The 20,522-nt window shown below is 50.0% G+C and carries 21 protein-coding genes, 1 other RNA gene, 1 pseudogene and 1 other annotated feature; of the genes and pseudogenes, 5 read left to right on the top strand and 18 right to left on the bottom strand.

Translation table 11 applies throughout. The features are described from left to right. Positions 1–5 precede the first annotated feature (5 nt). From EKM84_RS10395 to EKM84_RS10375, 5 genes are all read right to left on the bottom strand, one after another. Positions 6–326: a YbaB/EbfC family nucleoid-associated protein gene (locus tag EKM84_RS10395; RefSeq protein ID WP_191988081.1), complete on the bottom strand. Its 321-nt coding sequence runs from the start codon at positions 324–326 to the stop codon at positions 6–8. 19 nt (positions 327–345) lie between these two features. Further along, positions 346–2,082 carry a DNA polymerase III subunit gamma/tau gene (gene dnaX / locus EKM84_RS10390; protein ID WP_125765697.1) on the bottom strand — a complete coding sequence of 579 codons (1,737 nt, stop codon included), beginning with the start codon at positions 2,080–2,082 and terminating at the stop codon, positions 346–348. Positions 2,083–2,876: 794 nt separating this feature from the next. Continuing rightward, positions 2,877–2,963, bottom strand: an RNA gene (gene ffs, locus EKM84_RS10385) — signal recognition particle sRNA small type. Between the two features lie 22 nt (positions 2,964–2,985). Continuing rightward, positions 2,986–3,498: a nucleoside deaminase gene (locus EKM84_RS10380; RefSeq protein WP_164511380.1), complete on the bottom strand. Its 513-nt coding sequence runs from the start codon at positions 3,496–3,498 to the stop codon at positions 2,986–2,988. A gap of 57 nt (positions 3,499–3,555) precedes the next feature. Further along, complete coding sequence (locus EKM84_RS10375) at positions 3,556–4,164, bottom strand: class I SAM-dependent methyltransferase (RefSeq protein WP_125765695.1); 609 nt, start codon at positions 4,162–4,164, stop codon at positions 3,556–3,558. Positions 4,165–4,363: 199 nt separating this feature from the next. Here EKM84_RS10375 and nrdH point away from each other — a divergent pair, with 199 nt between their 5' ends. The 3 genes from nrdH to nrdF all read left to right on the top strand — a co-directional run bounded on the left by nrdH (position 4,364) and on the right by nrdF (position 7,921). Beyond that, positions 4,364–4,591 (top strand): glutaredoxin-like protein NrdH, encoded by a 228-nt coding sequence (nrdH, locus tag EKM84_RS10370; protein WP_125765694.1) that lies wholly within the window; start codon positions 4,364–4,366, stop codon positions 4,589–4,591. 109 nt (positions 4,592–4,700) lie between these two features. Further along, entirely contained in the window at positions 4,701–6,866 is a 2,166-nt protein-coding gene (gene nrdE / locus EKM84_RS10365) for a class 1b ribonucleoside-diphosphate reductase subunit alpha (protein ID WP_125765693.1), read from the top strand. A gap of 59 nt (positions 6,867–6,925) precedes the next feature. Then, the gene (nrdF, locus tag EKM84_RS10360; RefSeq protein ID WP_125765692.1) at positions 6,926–7,921 is read left to right on the top strand and encodes a class 1b ribonucleoside-diphosphate reductase subunit beta; all 996 of its coding nucleotides are present in this window, start codon (positions 6,926–6,928) and stop codon (positions 7,919–7,921) included. 292 nt (positions 7,922–8,213) lie between these two features. Here the strand turns inward: nrdF and EKM84_RS10355 are convergent, their stop codons facing one another. Beyond that, on the bottom strand, positions 8,214–9,125 hold the full coding sequence (locus tag EKM84_RS10355) for a 3-hydroxyacyl-CoA dehydrogenase (RefSeq protein WP_125765691.1): 912 nt from the start codon (positions 9,123–9,125) through the stop codon (positions 8,214–8,216). Positions 9,126–9,303: 178 nt separating this feature from the next. On the opposite strand from EKM84_RS10355, the gene EKM84_RS10350 reads away from it, so the two are divergent. Continuing rightward, on the top strand, positions 9,304–9,882 hold the full coding sequence (locus EKM84_RS10350) for an LOG family protein (protein WP_125765690.1): 579 nt from the start codon (positions 9,304–9,306) through the stop codon (positions 9,880–9,882). Between the two features lie 49 nt (positions 9,883–9,931). Here the strand turns inward: EKM84_RS10350 and mprF are convergent, their stop codons facing one another. Both mprF and tnpA read right to left on the bottom strand, forming a co-directional pair. Further along, positions 9,932–12,541 carry a bifunctional lysylphosphatidylglycerol flippase/synthetase MprF gene (gene mprF / locus EKM84_RS10345; protein ID WP_125765689.1) on the bottom strand — a complete coding sequence of 870 codons (2,610 nt, stop codon included), beginning with the start codon at positions 12,539–12,541 and terminating at the stop codon, positions 9,932–9,934. A gap of 223 nt (positions 12,542–12,764) precedes the next feature. After that, the gene (gene tnpA / locus EKM84_RS10340) at positions 12,765–13,184 is read right to left on the bottom strand and encodes an IS200/IS605 family transposase (protein WP_125765688.1); all 420 of its coding nucleotides are present in this window, start codon (positions 13,182–13,184) and stop codon (positions 12,765–12,767) included. A gap of 95 nt (positions 13,185–13,279) precedes the next feature. Between tnpA and EKM84_RS10335 the strand changes: the two genes are divergently transcribed. After that, the gene (locus EKM84_RS10335; RefSeq protein ID WP_125765687.1) at positions 13,280–14,533 is read left to right on the top strand and encodes an RNA-guided endonuclease InsQ/TnpB family protein; all 1,254 of its coding nucleotides are present in this window, start codon (positions 13,280–13,282) and stop codon (positions 14,531–14,533) included. Positions 14,534–14,713: 180 nt separating this feature from the next. Here the strand turns inward: EKM84_RS10335 and EKM84_RS10330 are convergent. The 10 genes and pseudogenes from EKM84_RS10330 to EKM84_RS10285 form a co-directional block, all read right to left on the bottom strand. After that, positions 14,714–15,306 (bottom strand): annotated as a pseudogene (locus tag EKM84_RS10330) (NADPH-dependent FMN reductase). A 294-nt stretch (positions 15,307–15,600) separates the two neighbouring features. After that, positions 15,601–15,966: a 50S ribosomal protein L7/L12 gene (rplL, locus tag EKM84_RS10325; RefSeq protein ID WP_125765686.1), complete on the bottom strand. Its 366-nt coding sequence runs from the start codon at positions 15,964–15,966 to the stop codon at positions 15,601–15,603. A gap of 57 nt (positions 15,967–16,023) precedes the next feature. Further along, complete coding sequence (rplJ, locus tag EKM84_RS10320; RefSeq protein WP_125765685.1) at positions 16,024–16,530, bottom strand: 50S ribosomal protein L10; 507 nt, start codon at positions 16,528–16,530, stop codon at positions 16,024–16,026. A 25-nt stretch (positions 16,531–16,555) separates the two neighbouring features. Further along, positions 16,556–16,680: a sequence feature (ribosomal protein L10 leader region), on the bottom strand. A gap of 72 nt (positions 16,681–16,752) precedes the next feature. Further along, the gene (gene rplA / locus EKM84_RS10315; RefSeq protein ID WP_125765684.1) at positions 16,753–17,451 is read right to left on the bottom strand and encodes a 50S ribosomal protein L1; all 699 of its coding nucleotides are present in this window, start codon (positions 17,449–17,451) and stop codon (positions 16,753–16,755) included. 98 nt (positions 17,452–17,549) lie between these two features. Continuing rightward, positions 17,550–17,975: a 50S ribosomal protein L11 gene (gene rplK / locus EKM84_RS10310; RefSeq protein ID WP_057732912.1), complete on the bottom strand. Its 426-nt coding sequence runs from the start codon at positions 17,973–17,975 to the stop codon at positions 17,550–17,552. A gap of 131 nt (positions 17,976–18,106) precedes the next feature. Next, positions 18,107–18,658 carry a transcription termination/antitermination protein NusG gene (gene nusG / locus EKM84_RS10305; RefSeq protein ID WP_125765683.1) on the bottom strand — a complete coding sequence of 184 codons (552 nt, stop codon included), beginning with the start codon at positions 18,656–18,658 and terminating at the stop codon, positions 18,107–18,109. Positions 18,659–18,783: 125 nt separating this feature from the next. After that, the gene (gene secE, locus EKM84_RS10300) at positions 18,784–18,960 is read right to left on the bottom strand and encodes a preprotein translocase subunit SecE (protein ID WP_125765682.1); all 177 of its coding nucleotides are present in this window, start codon (positions 18,958–18,960) and stop codon (positions 18,784–18,786) included. A 46-nt stretch (positions 18,961–19,006) separates the two neighbouring features. Then, the gene (gene rpmG / locus EKM84_RS10295; protein ID WP_125765681.1) at positions 19,007–19,156 is read right to left on the bottom strand and encodes a 50S ribosomal protein L33; all 150 of its coding nucleotides are present in this window, start codon (positions 19,154–19,156) and stop codon (positions 19,007–19,009) included. 74 nt (positions 19,157–19,230) lie between these two features. Continuing rightward, the gene (locus EKM84_RS10290; RefSeq protein ID WP_125765680.1) at positions 19,231–19,800 is read right to left on the bottom strand and encodes a sigma-70 family RNA polymerase sigma factor; all 570 of its coding nucleotides are present in this window, start codon (positions 19,798–19,800) and stop codon (positions 19,231–19,233) included. Between the two features lie 168 nt (positions 19,801–19,968). Continuing rightward, on the bottom strand, positions 19,969–20,514 hold the full coding sequence (locus tag EKM84_RS10285; protein ID WP_125765679.1) for an NYN domain-containing protein: 546 nt from the start codon (positions 20,512–20,514) through the stop codon (positions 19,969–19,971). Positions 20,515–20,522: the final 8 nt, after the last annotated feature.

Here is a 20,522-nt window from a genome sequence, read left to right as displayed (position 1 = left end):
CTAAATTACATCCCGGGAATGTTCATGCCTTGCGTGTATTTGCCCAGGGATTGTTTCGTTGCTGCATCAACTTGGCCCAAGGCATCGTTAACGGCGGCCAAGACTAAGTCAGCCAACATATCCGGATCATCGGGATCGATGGCTTCTGGCTTGATAGTCAGGTCGGTCATCTTCCGTTCGCCGGTAAAGGTGGCTTGGACCATGCTATCTGGTGAAACGCCGGTGAAGCTTTGGGCGTTCAAGTTGTTTTGGTCCTCTTCCATCTTCTTTTGCATTTGACGCATTTGTTTCATCATGTTCCCCATATTTCCCATGTTCCGCATCATTAATCATCCTTTCAAGGTTTTAATCATTTTTAACATCAACAACATCTTTACCAAACAGCTCTTCCGCCTTGGTGACGACGGGATTAGGTGCTGGCTTGGCCGGTTCCGGTGACTCAGCGTTATTTTGCAACTCCTCACGGTGGGCTGTCAAATAATTCTTCCGAATCGTTGGCCAGTCATCCTTAGGCACGAAGACGACGGGTAACGCCGTCCCAATCATGCGATCCAACCCATTTTCCAGGGCGTCGGTCAACTCATGATCGGTCGTCGCACGCTGGTACAGGAAGGAGTAATCAAAGGCCACAATGACTCCGGAATCCGCCGCCGCGACCGGTTGTGAGACCTTCATCACGGCCCGCTGGGTAATGGACAACGTGTCCAGCAGGTCCGGCCAAACTTCTTGGAGTTGGTTGAGTTTCTCCCGCGTAGCCGACCCCAGAACGGGATAGATCTTCGCGAGATTGACTTCTTTAGCCGGCGCTGACTTCGTCGTTCGTGGCTTGGCCGCTGCGGGTTTCGCCGCAACCGGAGCTTGTTCCAGTTGCTTGACCGTGTTGCGTAGTTGGTCGACCTCGTGTTGCAGGGATGTCAGTTCGGTTGAACTGGCTGCTGCCTGTGGCGCGGCGGATGCTTCAGCCGTGGGTACTGTCGGCTGGGCTGCACCCACCTGCCGGCCAATTTCGGCCAATTTAATGGTCAAGATTTCTAGGTAAACGTCGGGATGGGTGGTGAACCGCATCTGTTGTTGAATGGCGTTTAACTCATTGATCATGGCGTACATGGTCTGCGCTGGTGTCTTCTTAGCCAAAGCCTGGAAGTCCTCGCTCACACTGCCCATCTCGGCCTCTTCAACCAGCTGCGGGGCCTGTTGATAGAGTAGCAGGTCACGCGCATAGCTGATGACGTCCTCGGTGAACCGCTCGGCATCCTTGCCCGCTTCCAAAACGGATTGGAGCGTGGCTAAGGCCGCCTTGGTATCTCCGGCCAGAACCTGTTGCACGTAGGTTGCCAACAGTTCATGGGTCACACTCCCCGTCACCAACAGCGCGTTATCTAAGGTGATTTCATTATCCCCAAAGGACAACGCCTGGTCGAGAATGCTCAGGGCATCCCGCATACCACCTTCGGCCGCCTTGGCAATCACCTTAACGGCCTGTTCGTCGTAGGTGACACCCTTTTGGTCCAAAATATAGGTCATTCGGTTGTAACTATCATTGGCCGCAATTCGTTTGAAATCAAACCGTTGGGTCCGCGAAATAATTGTGGCTGGAATCTTGTGGGGTTCCGTGGTTGCCAAAATAAAGATCACGTTAGCCGGTGGCTCTTCCAACGTCTTTAACAGCGCGTTGAAGGCCCCCGTCGATAACATATGAACTTCATCAATAATGTAGACTTTGTAATCGGCCACGGTCGGCGCGTACTTCACCTTATCCCGGATATCCCGAATTTCTTCGACCCCGTTGTTCGAAGCCGCATCGATTTCAATCACATCGTTGAGCGTCCCCTCAGTGATGGCCTTGCAGGTCTCACATTCATTGCAGGGTTCGCCGTCCGTTTGATGGTGACAGTTGATGGCCTTCGCAAAGATTTTAGCCGCCGAGGTCTTCCCGGTTCCCCGCGGACCAGCAAAGAGGTACGCGTGACTGATTTGGTTGGTCGTAATGGCGTTTTTCAAGGTGCGGGTAATGACTTCTTGCCCAATCATATCCTCGAATCGCTGGGGCCGCCAGACCCGGTAAAGTGCTTGATAAGCCATGCAATCTGTTCCTTTCTTGAAAATATTCATCTGGTTAAATGGTCGTTGATTTTGCCTCCGGGCTGGTGAAAATGGGCCGTGACGCTGTGGGCGCCGTTCCCGGCGGCAGATTCAAGGTGCCCTGCTGTGGGGAACGCTTCCAGCCTGAGAAACGGTCTTCCAGCTCGGCTTGAAACCGCGCTGAGAATCGCGAGTTTCCAAGGCCGCCCCGTGCTCTAGGCCGGGATAGACCCCCGGCCAAGACCACCGACACAGCTGGTCACCTTGATCTGCCTCTGGTCACTCACACCGACCTAGTCAGCTCATTTTCACCAGCCCTGCGGCGGACGCTGACTTAACCCGCTGATTATTTTTCGGCGGTATTTTCATCAGCTCTACAACTACTCAGGCCTCATCGACCTGCCTATTTCACCAATGGTTAGCCGAAATATTTCTTTACGTGTAACACAAACGTTCTTCATAATTTTACCCATTTTGCTTAAATTCACTGATTAACATTATAGCCTTTTTGACCGGGTCCTGTCACGACTCAAGTCGGAGATTTACCGGAACTTAATGGGCTAAATTTGGACACGAAAAAACAGAGTGGGGCAAGAGGCGGTTAGCCGGCGAGCATTAAGGCTGATAACCGAATAATCCCGATCTTGGATTGTTTGGTTATCAGTTTTAAGCGGAACCGGCTGCCTTTTGTCCCACGTTTCGACCATATAAAATAGCCTAACAAAAACACTTGAACATCTTATCTTAGACACAAAAAAACTCCCAGTCCACGGACTAGGAGTTGGAATTATCACATAAACTTGAAGCACAAAGCGAAACGAACTTAGTGCTGCTTCCTTCCGGACCTGACACGATTCGTAAGCCCACCCTTGCTCCAAGGCCTTTACGGCAAATACTAGTGTATCATGATTTATTCTTGCTGTCTAGCGTCTTGTTAGCTTCTGCGCGTTTGGCTGCTTGCCGCGCCTTCTTCGCCGCCTTCTGCCGTTTGCGGGCCGCCTGGAAAAAGCTGACCATCCGCTCGCCAGCATCCTTGGCTAATAGCCCTTCATGGACCGTCACGGTGTGATTCAACCGCGTATCCGTCAGCGTTTCATAGAGACTATCGACCGCGCCCGCCTTGGGATCACGCGCGCCATAAAAGACTTCGGGAATTCGTGAATTAATAATCGCGCCGCTACACATCAGGCACGGTTCAATCGTCACGTAGAGCTGACAGTCTTCCAGCCGCCAACTCTTCAAGGTCCCACAGGCCTCTTCAATAGCGCGCACCTCGGCGTGCATCGTGGCATCGTTGCCGTGCTCGCGGAGGTTGTGTCCCCGCCCCACGATGTGATCATCGTGCACAATGACGGCACCAATCGGCACCTCGCCAATGATGGCGGCTTGATCCGCTTCAAAGAGGGCCTCTTCCATATAGTGACGCTGTAATCCGGTATAACTCTGGTCGCGCACGGGGACCCCTCCTTTCAGCTAATCGGTTGTCAGTGTGCTCTCCAAGATATAGTAGCCTTTATCCTTCTTAATGTTCGTACAGTTACCAAACGTTGCCATCATAGTTTTCTCAGCCGACGGTGCGCCTTGCTTCTTCTGTAAGACCACGGTCAACGTTCCCCCCGGGAGCAAATGATCCTTGGCCCCGGTCAGCATGGCCGTCACGACCTGCTTACCGGCACGAACGGGCGGATTCGTAATGATAGCTGCGTAACGCTCCGTGACGTGGGTGTAGACGTCTGAGGTCTTGATTTCCACGTTTTCAATTTGGTTGGCAACCGCGTTTTGCCGGGCCAAATCCAAGGCTAATTCATTCACATCGACCATAGTGACCTGACGATCAGGCCACTTCTTCGCCAGTGCTAGGCCGATTGGGCCATAGCCCGTGCCGAGATCCAACCAAGGACCAGCCGGTGTCTTGTCGGCGTTAAACGCGTTCAGCAGTGCCCGCGAGCCGTAGTCCACCCGGTTTTTAGAAAAAACACCGTTGTCGGTGGTAAACAACAATTCGTTGCCTAAGAGGGTAAACGGCCAATGATGTTCCTCGTGTAAAACGTCTGGATTTTGTGTATAATAGTGATTAGTCAATTTCTCCGCCACCTTTACTGACTATTTTACCGTAGTTGGTCGTTGGTGGCTAATAAAAAAAGTTTATCCGTTCAGACACTATATTTGGTAGTTATTGTATGTTTCAACTACCAAATATAGTGTCTTTTTTGATTGTAATTTTCCATATCTGGTGTACACTGAACACATTGATAATGAATTTTACGAGGAAGTGTCAACCATGAAAGTAACAGTCTATTCAAAGAACAATTGTATGCAGTGCAAGATGACAAAGCGTTTTCTGAGCGAACATAACGTGGATTTTGAAGAACGGAATATTAACCAAAATCCCGAATATGTGACGTACCTCAAGGAGAAGGGTTTCCAAGCCGTTCCCGTTGTTGAAGCACCGGGCATCCCAGCCTTCTATGGCTTCCGTCCGGACCAATTAACGCAAATCGCGGGCTAAGCCTTTTTTAGTTCGGCACAAACCCGTCTTGGCGACGTCGTGTTTGTTCACGGTGCCGCCATTTTTGTTTGAATTTTACGCAAATTAAGAAAAGGAAGAGTTGATCAGTATGCCTTTAAAAGACTTAACCGACGTGACGTATTACGACTTAAATAACGAAATCAACATCCCCGTTGACGGTCAAATTCCGTTGAACAAGGATCAAGAGGCCCTCCAAGCCTTTCTGAAGGAAAACGTGATTCCCAATACCAAAAAATTTACCTCCTTACAGGAACGCTTTGATTTTTTGATTGCCAACAATTACGTGGAAGAGAAAGTCATCGCCGCCTATCCCATGAGCTTTATTGAAGACCTGTACGCCTACCTGCGCGCCCAGAATTTCCATTTCAAATCCTTCATGGCCGCTTATAAGTTCTACGCCCAATACGCCTTGAAGACGGATGACAACGACTACTACTTAGAAAACTTCATCGACCGGGTGGCCATGAACGCCTTGGACTTCGCCGACGGAGACCAACAACTGGCGCATGACCTAGCGGATGAAATCATTCACCAACGCTACCAACCAGCCACGCCTAGCTTCCTAAACGCCGGTCGTTCTCGCCGGGGCGAACTGGTCTCCTGCTTCCTGATTCAGTCGACAGATGACATGAATACGATTGGCCGGACCATCAACTCCGCCCTGCAACTCTCTCGTATCGGTGGTGGGGTCGGCATTAGCCTCTCCAACCTGCGGGGTGCCGGTGACCCCATCAAGCACATCGAGGGCGCTGCGTCCGGGGTCGTGCCCGTCATGAAGTTACTCGAAGACAGCTTCTCCTACTCCAACCAACTGGGCCAACGTCAAGGCGCCGGGGTCGTTTACCTGAGCGTCTTCCATCCAGATATCGTGGCCTTCTTGAGCGCAAAGAAGGAAAACGCCGACGAAAAGATTCGGCTGAAGACATTGTCCTTGGGCATTACCGTGCCCGATAAATTCTACGAACTCTGCGCGGCCGACGAGGATATGTACCTGTTCAGTCCTTACGACGTTGAACGGATCTACGGCAAGCCCTTCTCCTACGTGGATATCACCAAGGAATACGACAACATGGTCGCCAACCCCGACATTCATAAGAAGAAACTAAAGTCGCGCGACTTGGAAACGGATATTGGCAAGCTCCAGCAGGAATCCGGTTACCCCTACATCGTCAACATTGATACGGCTAACCGTGAAAACCCCATCGACGGGCGCATCGTGATGAGTAATTTATGCTCCGAAATCATGCAGGTCCAAACGCCTTCCACCGTCAACAATCGTCAGGAATACAGCCAATTAGGCACCGACATCTCCTGCAACCTGGGGTCGACCAACATCGTCAACCTCATGGCGGCTCCCGACTTTGGCCATTCCGTCGAAACGATGGTCCGGGCTCTGACCTTTGTCACCGACCACTCTGACATTGACGTGGTGCCTTCTATTCAAAAGGGCAATCAATTGGCCCACACGATTGGTTTGGGCGCCATGGGCTTACACAGCTACTTTGCCAAGAACCACATGATGTACGGTTCCAAGGACAGCATCGACTTTACCAGCGTTTACTTCATGCTGCTGAACTACTGGACGTTAAAGGCTTCCAACCAAATTGCTAAGGAACGCCACGAAACGTTCCACAACTTTGACAAGAGTGCCTACGCCGATGGCAGTTACTTTGACCGCTACACCACGACCGACTGGCGGCCAGCCAACGCGAAGGTTCAGGAGTTATTCGCTGACGTGTGGCTCCCTTCACCCGAAGACTGGGCAGCTTTAAAGACCGCAGTCATGCAGGATGGCCTGTACCATCAAAACCGGATGGCCGTTGCGCCTAACGGGTCCATTTCCTACATCAACGATACGACTGCGAGCCTGCACCCCATCATCAACCGAATCGAAGAACGCCAGGAAAAGACGATTGGGAAGATCTATTACCCAGCGCCCTACCTCAGCAACGACACCATGCCTTACTACAAGTCCGCCTACGACACCGACATGCGCCGGGTCATTGACGTTTACGCTGCCGCTCAGAAGCACGTGGATCAAGGGATGAGCCTGACGCTGTTCATGCGTTCCACGATGCCAACTGGCCTGTACGAATGGAAGAATGGCCGGACGGATAAGATGACGACGCGGGATCTAAGCATTCTGCGGAACTACGCCTACCACAAGGGCATCAAGTCCCTCTACTACGTTCGGACCTTCACCGACGACAACAACGAAGTCGGCGCCAACCAGTGTGAAAGCTGTGTCATTTAGACCGGCCCACCGACTTGTTTTGGGAACAAACAGACGCACACTAAAAGGAGTGCCCGCACATGGCAAGAACTGAAAATTACAACGCAATCAACTGGAACCAGGTCTCCGATGAGATCGACAAGGCCACCTGGGAAAAATTAACGGAACAATTCTGGTTAGACACCCGGATCCCCGTCTCCAATGACCTGGACGACTGGCGGACGTTAGACACCGACCATAAATGGGTCGTGGGCCACGTCTTTGGGGGCTTGACCCTGCTAGACACCCTGCAGTCTCAGGATGGAATGGCGGCCCTTCGTCGCGATGTCCGGACGCCCCACGAAACGGCGGTCCTGAACAACATCCAATTCATGGAGTCCGTTCACGCTAAGAGTTATTCAACGATCTTTTCCACGCTGAACACGCCGGACGAAATTGATGAAATTTTCCAATGGAGCGATTCGGAAGAATTTTTACAAAACAAGACCAAGCGCATCTACGATCTGTACCACGACGATGAACATCCCCTGAAGAAAAAAATCTCCAGTGTGTTCTTGGAAACCTTCCTGTTCTACTCTGGCTTCTTCACCCCGCTCTACTACCTGGGGCACAACAAGCTGAACAACGTCGCCGAAATCATCAAATTGATTTTGCGGGACGAGTCGGTTCACGGCACCTACATTGGCTACAAATTCCAGTTAGGCATGAAAGAATTGACCGATAACGAGCAGCAACAGATGAAGGACTGGATGTACGACTTCTTGTACAAACTGTATGCCAACGAGGAACAATACACCCACACGCTATACGACCAAATCGGCTGGTCCGACAAGGTCTTGACCTTCATCCGCTACAACGCCAATAAGGCACTGATGAACCTCGGTCAAGATCCCCTCTTCCCCGATACGGCCGAAGACGTCGACCCCGTGGTCATGAACGGGATTTCCACGTCGACCGCCAACCACGACTTCTTCTCCCAAGTCGGCAACGGCTACTTGTTAGGAAACGTTGAAGCCATGAGCAACGACGACTATAACATTGGCGAACCTGCCGACCCAGACGATTCTCAACATTAAATTAACGCCGAAACCGGCAACACACAGTCCTCAGGGGCTGGTGTTGCCGGTTTTTTTTGCGGTTAAATTTTAGTCGGCCACCCGTTGGCGACTGTGAAAATAACTATTTCAATGGCAGAAATAACGATTTTCATGGGAAATCTCATCGGTCACTTATGGTACACCCCCAGTTAATTTTATACCCTGATTTGGGTTGCAATCTCGGTAAATTGGCGTAAGATTCAACCTAACCCGAAAAAAGTGTGCATCAAAAAAGTCTGGCAATCGCTCACCAGACTCCGACTCGCGACACTTAATCTTTGCCGTCATCCTTTAAAAATTTCGCCGACGCAAAGGCCGGTGCCGGATAGCTGTAAAATCCCTGGTTACTTTCCTGTCCCAGTTTATTTTGATCGATCATTTCTGACTTGATCTTGTGGGCGACGTCGACCAGCGTACCCTTTCCTGGCTCCGTGCTGGCCGCTAGCATAATGTTGTAGGCCGTCCGTAACCCAATCTCATCCAGAATGCCAAAGGGTCCCATGGGCGCTCCCGTGGCCACCATCCAGGCCCGGTCAATCGTTTGCGGATCAGCGACGCCATGGACCCACAAGACCAGAGCCGCATCCACGAAGGGAATCAAGATTGTATTGAGAATGTAGGCGGGCTGCTCCTTGTGTAGCTGGATAACAACCATCCCAATCTGCCGGGCAAACGCCACGACCTGTTGGTAGACCTCAGGCGACGTGCCTCGGTGCCCCATGACCTCCGCCATGTTGTTTTCCCACACGTGATTGGCAAAATGGAGTGCCAAGAACTGGGCAGGCCGCCCGGTAATGGCCGCGAATTGACTAGGTACTAGTGTTGAGGAGTTCGTCGCGAAGATGGTGCGAGCCGGCGCGACCTTGGCCAGAGCTGCGTAAAATTCGTTCTTAATGGCCACAACTTCGGGCACCGCTTCAATCACCAGGTCCGCGTCCTCCACTGCCGTCTCCAGGTCGGTCGCAAAGGCCAAGCGCTCATTCGTGTCGTGAATTACGGCTGGCGTGGCATTCATTTCCTGGGCGTAGGCTTGGTCCCAGGTGGCAATCCGCCGCTTGGCCGCCGCGATAGCCGCTGCATTCAGATCATAGATAGTCACCTGAAACCCACTATAGGCTGCTTGGTAGGCAATCTGACTGCCCAGTGTCCCACCGCCAGCGACGACAATTCTTTTAAACGCCATATTGTTCATCCTCCTTAACACCGACTCATTTTGATTACCCCTAGCTTACTCAGCGAGCTAGCCGGCGGCAATCAAAACTAGGGTGTTAAGGTCAGTCATTAACTAAGTGACTTTATTCGCCAGGTCGGAACCATTTTGCGGTATAATTATTTAGACTAAAAACTTTGGGGGTAATCCTATGCCAACTGTTAAAAATGTTTGTGTCTTCTGTGGCTCCAACCACGGTTACAATCCGAATTTTCTAAAGGAAACGAATGCGCTGGGCCAATACCTGGCCGACAATCACCACCCACTGGTTTACGGTGGTGGCAAGGAAGGCCTCATGGGCGCCATTGCCACCGCCACCATGGACGCTGGCGGTGAGGTCATCGGAATCATCCCGACCTTTCTAAGCGAAATGGGCCTGGCCAAGACGGACATCACCACGCTGCTTGAGACCAGCACCATGGACGAACGCAAGGATGAAATGCTGCGCCAATCCGATGCCTTCATCGTGCTCCCTGGCGGCTTTGGCACCTTTGAGGAATTCACGACCATGCTCTCGTGGAGTCAGATCAACGTCCACCAGAAACCCATCGCCCTTTTCAACATCGACCACTACTACGATCAACTGGTGGCCATGATGCAAAAGAGCTGCGACGAAGGCTTTGCACCACAGGAAAATATGAACCTCTTCATTGACGCCGCCACGATTGACGACATGTTTACCGGCTTTGCTAATTTCAAGCACCAATTACCATTCAAATACACGAACTAGACGAAAGACGCCACGACCCGCAAAGAAACTGCCAGCCGTGGCGCCTTCTTTAATTGTGATTTTGCCAGTGGACCTCATCCGTGACCCAGCTGCTCAACCAGCGCGGAGCTAGTCGCGGCAACGGTGTCGTCGGTTGATTGATCACCAGGACCAATTGGAGCATGGTAAAGATCAACGATTGCCGGCGACGGTAAGCCAAATATTTCGGCTGCCAGTCCGTCACGTACTTTTCTTTATACGCCCGCAAGCCTTGGAAACTGTAGAAGTTCGAACCGTACTCGTAGATCAAGTGCGCCGCCCGTTCCTCAATGAAACTAAATTCCGAGACCCCCACGTTTGCCAGGGGCGCCATCCCCAAATTAAAGCTGGCGTAGCCCTGGTCGCGACAGGTCTCAAATAAGTAGACGAAGAGGCCGTCCATGATGCCTGATGGCGCATCTCGCCGGGCACGCATCAGGTCGATTGACGTCATCTGTTGGTCACCGGTCGGCATCAGATTGGCAAAGGCCACCAGCGTTCCTTCAGCGTCGACCACCACGGCGACCGGTGCTTCGTTCAGGTATTCTCGGTCAAAGTAACCCATCGAGAAGCCCTTTTCCGTTTCGTCACCCAACCAGGAATCGGAAATTGTTTTTAATGCCTGGTATTGGTCCTCACTCAGCGGCGGTTGTAGGAGGTCAAAGCGATACCCCTCCCGCTTGAACTTGTTGATCAGTGCGCGTTCCCCCCGGTGGGCCTTCCCCGCCAAGGTAAAGTCTTGTAGGCGAACGTGCCCCTCTTCACCAACCTTGATGAAATCAAAGCCCATTTCATGCAAACGTAACGTCAGCGTTTCACTGATTTCATAGAAGACCGGCCGTAAGCCTGCTTGATTGGCATCGTGCATAAAGGCCTGCAAGGCCGGCGCCAATTTATCTTGATTGCCAATGGGCTCGCCCATCACCAGCAACTTATCTGCCTTTTGCCGGTAGAGTAGAAAGAGTTGATCGACGCCCGCCTCCTGGTAGAAGTACGCGCGTTTGTCCCGCAGAAAGGCCAGATGACTGACCTCATTGCCACCAAACTGACGAATCACGGCCCGCATTCTCGGGGCATCGTAAGGCGCCTGGAGCCACTGGGGCTTACCAGCCGCTAGGTACCGGAAGATGCCTAACAGGATCAGCAGCGCCACCAACAGGCTCCCTAAACCGGTCAGCCAGACCTGTGTGGACGGTAAGAGCCACGATTCCGGTAAAAATGGCCGGTGATGGTGACTAGGGAAACTGGAAATCCCAATGATCGTGTACACCACAAAGGTCCCCATGTAGATGGCCCCGTCCACCAGGAGTCCGCCCCAGGAGTAGTGGAAGCTGGTACGGTACAGCTCCGGTCGTGCAAAGAGCAGGCAGGCTAAGACCAGTCCTAGCAGAATCGCCAGACCAACTGGGAAGTTCTCGCGCCACAACGTGTTGCCAATGGCCACGACCAAGACCACTAACGTTGGCCAGTAGGCCCGCTTGACCCGTGCGCCCACACCACGGGCCAGGCCAATCAGTAGGAAGGCCATCACGATGTTCGTAACTTGACTCAAGAAATAAAACATGTAGGGCACTAAGCGTAGGTAAAAATGATTCGCCAACACCACATCGGGAATGGTCGCAAATAAAAGCATCATGACCCCGGAAAAGTACATAAAGGTCGTCACAAACAGATGAGCCGCCCGCCGGAACGTGGCTACCGGTAAGCCATTTAAGAATTGATTCAATCGGTGACCGACGTCGTGGATAAAGAAGCCCACGCCGACGCCAAATGGCAAGAGGTAATAAAAGAGCCGGTAGAGCAACAACCACCCGGTGGCATCCGCTCGACTGACGCCCAGAAAGCCCAGGCCAATAATCATGAAGACATCAAAGGAACCCAGTCCCCCAGGAATCATGGAAACGACCCCGGCGACCGACGCCACCACAAACATCGGAAAGACCGCGGCTAATGGAATCGGCAAGCGCAAGGCCCAGCCAATCAACAGGAAGAAGAGCGCACAGCTCCCCCACTCCAGACTGGAACCCAAGATCAGTTTGAATTCACGACGCAGCGTGAGGTCCTTAAAGAATTCGCCATCACTGACGCGGGTAAAGATAAAGATTCCTGGGAAATAGAGACCCCCGCCCAATAGCCAGAACCAGTACCCCCGAAATGGTTGACCCACATCAAAGCCGAACAGTAAAATTAACGCGACCCAACAGGATAGCGACAGCCCCGCCAATAGGAACAGGGCAATCTTGGAGATGGCATACACCACCTGCTTTTTCGTCGCCGATTTGGCATAAAAGTTGGCCCGGAGGCTGGCCCCCAGCAAGCCCCCCATGCCGGCTAGATTCGTGAACGTATTGGTGGTCCACCCACTGCGGATCACGTAGCCCCGCGAAAATTTTCCCGGGAGAAATTCCACAATCGTAAAATCATAGACCAACATCGGTAAGACGGCCACAAAGCCTCCGACCAGTAACAAGAGAAAGGTCCCCGTATCTAGGGTCGCTAGCTCCGCACGCAGTTGTTCCCCGTTAACTTCGCGCGCCACCCGGCCGACCATTTGAATCACAAAAATCAAAATTGAAAATATAAAGAGTCCCTTGATCAGGGTCAAATGTTTCTGAATTCGCCCCCACAATCGTTTCCCCATAGTCGCTTACCTCCCCGTAGTTCTTCATTATCGCAACCAATTCGATGAAGAACAATTGTTAACCTGTACAAAGCGCTGGTTAATTTAACAACCTAACAGTTTCTCATTAATACCCAGCATAGCAAAAAAGAGCAAGCCCCGACCAGTGCTTGCGGTGGGCTTACTCTAAATTTAATATATATTAGGCAGAATTCCCTTGCTTTCAAACAAGGGATGAATGCCATTATATCTTTCGCTGATTAGCAATGTAGTTTTCCACGGTCGTCTTGCTCATATCACCCAGGGTGCTCATGAAGTAACTAGGAGACCAAAGATGTCCACCCCAGAACTTCTGAACCTTTATCTCTGGATGTAATTCAAAAAATAAGCGAGCCGAACCGCCCTTGAAGGCTTTAACAACGCTGGTTGGCGCATACTTAGGCTTAAAGCTTAATAACAAATGAATATTGTCCGCCATTACCTCCATCTGCTCAATGGTCACTTCGTTTAGCCGGGCTATCTTCGTTAGAATGTCGGTCATTTCAGCGACTAACTTAGGCGTTGTGAATGCTTCATGCCGGTATTTGGTGACCCAGACCAAGTGAAAATGAAAGTTGTAAACATAGCCTCGCTCGTGGATTGCTCCGCCATTACTTTTACTCATATGTATCCTCCATAAATAATATTATAAGACAACTTACTATGGTTACAGTATACTCATATGATATGCTTGTTATCAAGCAAAGGAGGTGGCGGTTTATGACGAAGACGATGGCACAATTACCCTATCATTATGGGATTAAGGTCCGGGTCTTTCCTTCAACCGAACAGAAACGGCTGATCAAACGTAACAGTGATGCGAGCCGCTTTATTTATAACGAAATGAATGGGATGAACACTGACCTATTCTGGCTGAAGAAAGTTAACACGCCAATCACGCTTGTTTTGAAGCGAATCGCTGATTTGACCGAGCGTCTAAAGAAGCCATCGACTGCTATCTCCAATATCCACGGTTGGCTCAATCATCCAGACTTCGATAGCTTGATGAAAGCCAACGCTATCAAGAATTATAAGACTGCCTGGAAGCTATTCCACCAGGTTCATCAGTCGGGGACGCCTAAATTTCATAAGCGTGGTTATAAGCAAACTTATCAAACTTCTTGTCTTTACAGTGCCAAGGTGACAGTTCCAACTATGAAGAATGGTAGTGTTAGACTAACTGATTCCCACCATCTATGGCTGCCCAAATTAGGTTGTCTCCGTTTCAAGGGACTGCCGCTGAAGATTTTAGAACGAGCTGATGATATTAGGATCGGGACGACAACGGTCTCAATGGACGCTATAGGTCATTACTTTGTGTCCATGCAGATTGGGTCAGAATGCCCCTTTGTTGCCAAGCAGCCCGCAATTGAATCTAAAGTCGGCATCGATTTAAATCTTGATAATTTTCTGACAGACTCCAATGGACAAGTAATTGAGAACCCCCGTTACTACCGAATGATTAAGGGAAGGCTGGCTAAAGCTCAACGAAAACTGTCACGGCGAGCCAGACGAGCTAAAAAGGCCCAACGGCGCTTATCAGAATCTAAGAATTATCAAAAGCAACGGCTACAAGTAGCCCAGCTACAGCTTAAAGTTGCCAATCAACGTAAAAATTTCCTGCACCACGTCTCTACGGCCTTGATCAAAAACCACGATTTAGTCGTAGCTGAAGAACTGCGGAGTAAAAATATGTTACGAAACCACGCTTTGGCAATGAGCATCTCAGACGTCGGTTGGCGAACGTTACTGAGCATGTTGACTTATAAAGCCGATTTGTATGGTCGGAAGTTTTTGACGATTGATCCGCGAAATACGACGCAAACTTGTAGCCATTGCGGACATGTCATGGTCGGCAAGAATAAGTTGACGTTAGCTGACCGCAAGTGGACGTGTCCTAGTTGTGGCATGTTTCATGCACGAGACCATAATGCTGCTAAAAATATTCTGGCGAAGGGGTTAGCAACCTTGTAAGCAGCAAGTCCGTCTGGCAACCTGCGGACCTAAAAGGCTTTGGTAATTAGCGGATAAGTCCTATTCGTAGGCTAGCGCTGTATCTAAGCAAATTGTGGTCGCCATGCCAAGGGGTGTGGTTCTCACAAGCGTCCGTTTTTAAACGGGCGTGGTTGACGGCTTTAATTATCAAATAACTATTTATTCCGCGTGATATGGATGGTCCTTCATGACTTGTGCGTAGTGCCGCAGCTCATCACCAGCCGCCGCTAGCCGTTCTGCAAAGTGGGCGCTGTTTGGCGCCGTAGCCACCAGCTGTCCAGCCGTCGTAAAGTTAGGTTCCGCATTCCAAAGCAAGACGGGGGTCGGTAGCACCAGTATCTTTAGCATTTGTAAAATGCCCACGAAGGAGGCTGCTGCTAACATACCACCATCGCTATACTTGGAATACGTCACGATTTGAGCAGGTTTGGCCGCAACTTCAGGTCCGACAAAGTCCAATGCGTTTTTCAAGCTCCCCGTGATGGCATGATCGTATTCCGGACTCAAAAAAGGTAGCCATCCTGAGCAGCCAAAACGTCTAACCACTTTTGTTCACTGGTCGCTAATCCTTGGATGGACTCGGAGAGTGGTGTCTCTGCGTGGTCATAGAATGGTAACGGGTAATCCTGCAAGTCAATCCACGTATAGGTGACCCCTGCCGTTGTCAGCGACTGCTGCAAATACCGAAGGAGCTTAGACCCTAAAGAATTTGACCGCGTAGTTCCTAAAATAACCCCAATTTTTACTGTCATGTTAGCGACCTCCTGATTTTTAAGTATAAGGACAACCTTATCACAGCTATCAATCACTCATAATAAAAACTGGTCAATCATTCGATAACTAAAAGTAAGTAAAATGTAAGTAAAACTGTGCGGTTACTAGCTTTTGACTAACTTTATGTAAGTGAAAACTTTTGGCCTATCGGCTGCTCACTCACCATCAACAGATCACCTAACAGACCGTGAGTCTTTCCGTCACCCCAAAATTAGGATACAAAAAAACCGTCACCCGAGGGCAACGGTTTCTCATTTCGTAAGTGAAGATGATTACTTAAGAGTAACCACACCACCAACAGCTTCAAGCTTTTCCTTGATGTCGTTGGCTTCGTCTTCAGTAGCGCCTTCCTTGATGACAGATGGTACGTTGTCAACGAGGCCCTTAGCGTCCTTCAAGCCTAAACCAGTGATTTCACGGACAGCCTTGATGGCCTTAACCTTGGCGTCACCAGATTCAGTTAATTCAACGTCGAATGAATCCTTGGCAGCAGCGTCGCCACCAGCAGCACCGGCTGCAGCAACTGGGGCAGCAGCGGATACGCCGAATTCGTCTTCGATACCCTTAACTAAGTCGTTAAGGTCAGTAATGGATGCTTCTTTAAGAGAAGCGATGATAGCATCTTTATCAAAAGCCATGTTATTTTCCTCCAATAATTGGGTTTTATTTTTTATGTTTCAAATTGAATCAGGAACTTAGGCTGCGTCGCCTTCGTCACCCTTTTCAGCAATAGCCTTAACAGCGTAAGCCACGTTCCGTACTGGTGCTTGTAAAACATTAGCCAGCATAGAGAGCAGGTCTTCACGACTAGGCAAGCTTGCGTAAGTGTTGATTTCGTCAACGGAGACAATCTTGTCTTCGATGAAACCACCCTTGATTTCAAGGTCGTCAACGCTGTCAGCAAACTTCTTCAAAACCTTAGCTGGGGCAATTGCATCATCGTTAGAAAATGCAACGGCAGTAGGACCAGCGAAAAGATCATTCAGACCTTCGTAACCAGCCTTTTCAGCAGCCCGAACCAAAATTTTGTTCTTGATAACGTTCATTTGAACGCCGGCGTCACGCAATTGCTTCCGTAAGTCAGTTGCTTCTTCAACAGTTAAACCACGGTAGTCAACGACGATAGCACTGGTGGCGTTGTTGAATTTTTCAACAACCTCATCAACCTTTTTAGCTTTAATTGCAATAGCTTGTTCACTCAAATTAATTCACCTCCCGGAGTAGTTTGGTGGGATAAAAAAATCCCCATGTCACCAAGACATAAGGAGTCAAAAGTTTAAGTAAACTTCTTCCTCGGCAGGAAATTAAGACCATTAGGCCACCTGAGTCTTAGGTAGATCTATTAAATACAACTTCAATAGCATACAATACTTCAGCATCACTGTCAACGTATTGCAGGGGATTTTTTTAATTTAAAATTTAACTTAGGCTAATAAAGAAGCCAAGTCAACGTTGACACTAGGGCCAAACGTTGAAGCGATTGAAACGTGTTGCACGTAAGTCCCACGCACAGCGGCTGGGCGGATACGAACAATCGTTTCGGCAATGGTCTTCAAGTTGCCGGCAAGCTTGTCAGCATCAAAGGAAACCTTACCAAATGGAACAGCAACGTTACCGTCCCGGTCAGTCCGGTAAGTAACTTGCCCGTTCTTAGCATCGGAAACAGCCTTTTCGACGTTCATCGTAACAGTCCCCGTCTTAGGGTTAGGCATTAAGCCCTTAGGTCCTAAGACCCGACCTAAACGACCAACTTGGGCCATCATGTCTGGCGTTGCAATAGCAACGTCAAAGTCCAACCAGCCGTCTTGGATGCGTTCTACTAAGTCTTGTTCGCCAACAACGTCAGCACCGGCAGCTTCTGCAGCCTTAGCTTGGTCACCCTTAGCGAATACGATTACCGTGGTTTCCTTACCGGTACCATTTGGTAATACTAATGCGCCACGGAGTTGTTGGTCCGCTTGCTTTGTATCAACGTTAAGCTTGAAGGCAACTTCAACAGTTGCATCGAACTTAGCGAAATCCATCTTCTTAACTAAATCAATCGCGTCGCCCATGCCGTAGACCTTGTCAGCCTCGACCATTTTGGCAGCGTCTTGATAATTCTTACCTCGTTTGTGAGCCATTTTTGTGTATTCCTCCTTGCAAATGTGGTTGTAACGGATAAACCTCCCACTTGACACATTTCATTTTCGTGAAGTGTCCGACTATCCGAAAACTGAGCTTAACCTTCGACCGTGAAGCCCATGCTCCGGGCAGTACCTTCAATCATGCGCATAGCTGCTTCAACATCAGCTGCGTTTAGATCTTGCATTTTAGTTTCAGCGATTTGCTTAACTTGATCCTTGGTTACCGTAGCAACCTTTTTCGTGTTAGGTTCGCCAGAACCACTTTCAACACCAGCGGCCTTCTTCAACAGAACAGCTGCTGGAGGAGTCTTAGTGATGAAATCAAAGGAACGATCTTCATAGACACTGATCACAACAGGAATGATCATACCAGCTTGGTCAGCGGTACGAGCGTTGAATTCCTTAGTGAAGCCCATGATGTTGATACCTGCTTGACCTAAAGCTGGTCCAACTGGGGGAGCTGGGGTTGCTTTACCCGCAGGAATTTGTAATTTAACGACATTAGCTACTTTTTTAGCCACGAGACAATACCTCCTTGAGTCCGTGTGTGGTAAGTGGGGCTGTTAGTTTGCCCCTCCCACTTTGTACATATGCGTCACGCATACCTGAGAATCATACCACACTTTACTAATCACAACAAGTTCTTTTTGAATTAGCCTAAGATTGGGTCGACTTGGTCGAAGTTCAGTTCAGTACTGGTTTCACGACCGAACATGTCGATGTTAACCTTCAACTTCATCTTTTCGTCATCGACTTCGGTAATCTTACCGACTAAGCCACTGAAGGCACCGTCGACGATGGTTACGGAATCGCCAGGCGCAACGTCCAGGTCGGCGTGACGGGCAGAAATGCCGACACGACGTAAGATCCGTTCCACTTCATCAGGTAACAGTGGCGTTGGCTTACTTCCTTGCCCATGGGAACCCAAGAACCCGGTAACCCCAGGCGTGTTCCGGACGATATACCAAGCTTGGTCACTCATGACCATTTCAACTAAGACGTAGCCAGGGAAAGTCTTTTCCATGGAGACCTTGTCCTTACCATTCTTAACTTCGTGTTCCTCTTCTTCGGGAACGACAACGCGGAAAATGTTGTCTTGCATCCCCATTGATTCGGACCGTGATTCCAAGTTCGCCATAACTTTGTTCTCGTAACCCGCGTAGGTGTGAAGAACGTACCATTGCTTTTCAGCTGACTCAACCATGTTTGGTGCACTCCTTTAATTTTCATTGACTTTTCGAGCAAAATAAAAAAACTCCGCATACACGAAGTTCCCTGTTACCAACTAATATAGCATATTTTAAGTGATTTGACCACCGACAATTCCGATTAGGAAAGGAACTTTAAGCCGAATTGCACGACCCAGTCGACGACCGCAAAGAAGATTGCGAACAGGACAGAAATACCGACCACAGTGCCCGTGTCGTGACGAGTCTGCTTAACGCCGGGCCAAGAAACTTGTTTCATTTCGGCACCGACCGATTTGAAGAAACGGAATAAACGCATGGTGTTGCCTCCCTAAAATTAATGTTTGTCGTGATTATCAGTCAAATTAACGGGTTTCCCGGTGTAACGTGTGCTTGCCACAGTACTTACAATACTTCATAACCTCAAGTCGTTGTGTCCGTGTTGCACTCGCAGTGATGGTGTAATTCCGCGACCCGCAAACTGAACAGGCCAGGGCAATTTTCCGTTGAGCCATCTTTCCACCACCTTTATTTTTATCCAATCCAACTCATACTGTAGTAGCTTACCATCCTTTGCCCCTGCCGTCAATCATTCGGCGAGGACTTGACGTAGCTTTGCCTGTCCCCGGTGACAAGCGCCCCGGACCTGCTGATCACTCAGCTGATACTGCTGGCTAATGCTCGCCAGCGTCTGACCTAGCAGCAGCCCGGTAAACACCGTGTGTTCGATTCCCGAGAGCCTGGGCAAAACCTGGTAAATGGCCTCCTTGGTCTCCAGTTGTTCCCGCAACAACCAGTGGTGGTCCGGCACCGTATCCGCAATGTACTCGGCCTCCGTCTCAATCGACATGGCGTTGCGGGTCATTTGCCGTTTGAGCGCCTGGGCCTGTCGAATCAAATCAAAGATCCGGTGGGCTAAGCGCAGTCGGTAGTAGGCACCAAAGCTGCGTAGTCGTTGGGTCTCAAACCGCCGAACCGTTTCACACATCACTAGCAAGGCCTCCTGTTCCCAATCCCCCTGCTCGAATTCCGGGATGAAATACTGATTTTGCAAACGTTGTAACACGGGCCGATAACACTCAAATAAAATGGGTAACGCGGGTGAATCCAGGCTTTGATGCAGCAGTTCAATTAACGCGTGATCGGATAAGTCAGACACGGGTAACGCCTCCCCTTAAGTAGTAACTTAAGTCTAAAGGAGCCCGCCCACGCCCCATAGCGAACGAACGTTTTCCGCGCAATTTATTTTGTTATGCAATCGATTTTCTCGCCAAATAAAAATGGTGTGAGCCCATCAAGCACCCACACCATTCCCCACGAAAGGGGCTTACGGTTTCTTTTTTCGTTTTGGCTTGGCCATCATCTGGTCGCGCAGCTTTTCCAACTTGTACAGCTGTTGATCATTCCACGGCGACTTGCGCACGATACCCTTGTCCGCAAATTCACGGGCGGTCTGTTTCACTTCGTTTTGCGCCCGCTCGATGTCCGTCAGCAGTTCTCCGGCTGGAATCCGCAGGGCCCCCTCCGAAAAGATGGTCCACTGCTCCGCCTGATCACTGGTAGCGACGGTCACCTGGGTGAACCGCGTCTGCCGCTCCTTCGCTAATTTTTCAATATAGCTGTCGGCGGTCTCGTCACGGTTGGTCCAGACAACCTCCAAGTCAAACTGCTTATAGCTCTTGGAAATGCCGGGCACGTACATGGCGTCAAACACCACCGTGATCTTGGCATCCCGCAACTTTTTATAGTTAGCCAGCATGTTCAACAGCTCGTCCCGCGCTTCTGGTAACCGGTCCGTTAACTTCAGCCGGTTGAGTTTGGGCCAGTTGCCGATCATGTTGTAGGCATCGACAATTAAAATGTCTTCTTTCATTACAACTT

Source organism: Levilactobacillus mulengensis, assembly GCF_003946045.1.
Lineage (GTDB): Bacteria > Bacillota > Bacilli > Lactobacillales > Lactobacillaceae > Levilactobacillus > Levilactobacillus mulengensis.
Note: the sequence above shows the minus strand (reverse complement) of the source record. Positions and strands in the feature narration are given on the sequence as shown.

What these genes read in the sequence shown, in the direction of transcription:
- EKM84_RS10285 (WP_125765679.1), bottom strand. Translation starts at nt 20,514, where the DNA reads ATGAAAGAAGACATTTTAATTGTCGATGCCTACAACATGATCGGCAAC.
- EKM84_RS10350 (WP_125765690.1), top strand. Translation starts at nt 9,304, where the DNA reads ATGCCAACTGTTAAAAATGTTTGTGTCTTCTGTGGCTCCAACCACGGT.
- rpmG (WP_125765681.1), bottom strand. Translation starts at nt 19,156, where the DNA reads ATGGCTCAACGGAAAATTGCCCTGGCCTGTTCAGTTTGCGGGTCGCGG.
- nusG (WP_125765683.1), bottom strand. Translation starts at nt 18,658, where the DNA reads ATGGTTGAGTCAGCTGAAAAGCAATGGTACGTTCTTCACACCTACGCG.
- EKM84_RS10395 (WP_191988081.1), bottom strand. Translation starts at nt 326, where the DNA reads ATGATGCGGAACATGGGAAATATGGGGAACATGATGAAACAAATGCGT.
- nrdH (WP_125765694.1), top strand. Translation starts at nt 4,364, where the DNA reads ATGAAAGTAACAGTCTATTCAAAGAACAATTGTATGCAGTGCAAGATG.
- secE (WP_125765682.1), bottom strand. Translation starts at nt 18,960, where the DNA reads ATGCGTTTATTCCGTTTCTTCAAATCGGTCGGTGCCGAAATGAAACAA.
- tnpA (WP_125765688.1), bottom strand. Translation starts at nt 13,184, where the DNA reads ATGAGTAAAAGTAATGGCGGAGCAATCCACGAGCGAGGCTATGTTTAC.
- nrdE (WP_125765693.1), top strand. Translation starts at nt 4,701, where the DNA reads ATGCCTTTAAAAGACTTAACCGACGTGACGTATTACGACTTAAATAAC.
- rplL (WP_125765686.1), bottom strand. Translation starts at nt 15,966, where the DNA reads ATGGCTTTTGATAAAGATGCTATCATCGCTTCTCTTAAAGAAGCATCC.
- EKM84_RS10335 (WP_125765687.1), top strand. Translation starts at nt 13,280, where the DNA reads ATGACGAAGACGATGGCACAATTACCCTATCATTATGGGATTAAGGTC.
- mprF (WP_125765689.1), bottom strand. Translation starts at nt 12,541, where the DNA reads ATGGGGAAACGATTGTGGGGGCGAATTCAGAAACATTTGACCCTGATC.
- nrdF (WP_125765692.1), top strand. Translation starts at nt 6,926, where the DNA reads ATGGCAAGAACTGAAAATTACAACGCAATCAACTGGAACCAGGTCTCC.
- dnaX (WP_125765697.1), bottom strand. Translation starts at nt 2,082, where the DNA reads ATGGCTTATCAAGCACTTTACCGGGTCTGGCGGCCCCAGCGATTCGAG.
- rplA (WP_125765684.1), bottom strand. Translation starts at nt 17,451, where the DNA reads ATGGCTCACAAACGAGGTAAGAATTATCAAGACGCTGCCAAAATGGTC.
- EKM84_RS10355 (WP_125765691.1), bottom strand. Translation starts at nt 9,125, where the DNA reads ATGGCGTTTAAAAGAATTGTCGTCGCTGGCGGTGGGACACTGGGCAGT.
- EKM84_RS10380 (WP_164511380.1), bottom strand. Translation starts at nt 3,498, where the DNA reads ATGGAAGAGGCCCTCTTTGAAGCGGATCAAGCCGCCATCATTGGCGAG.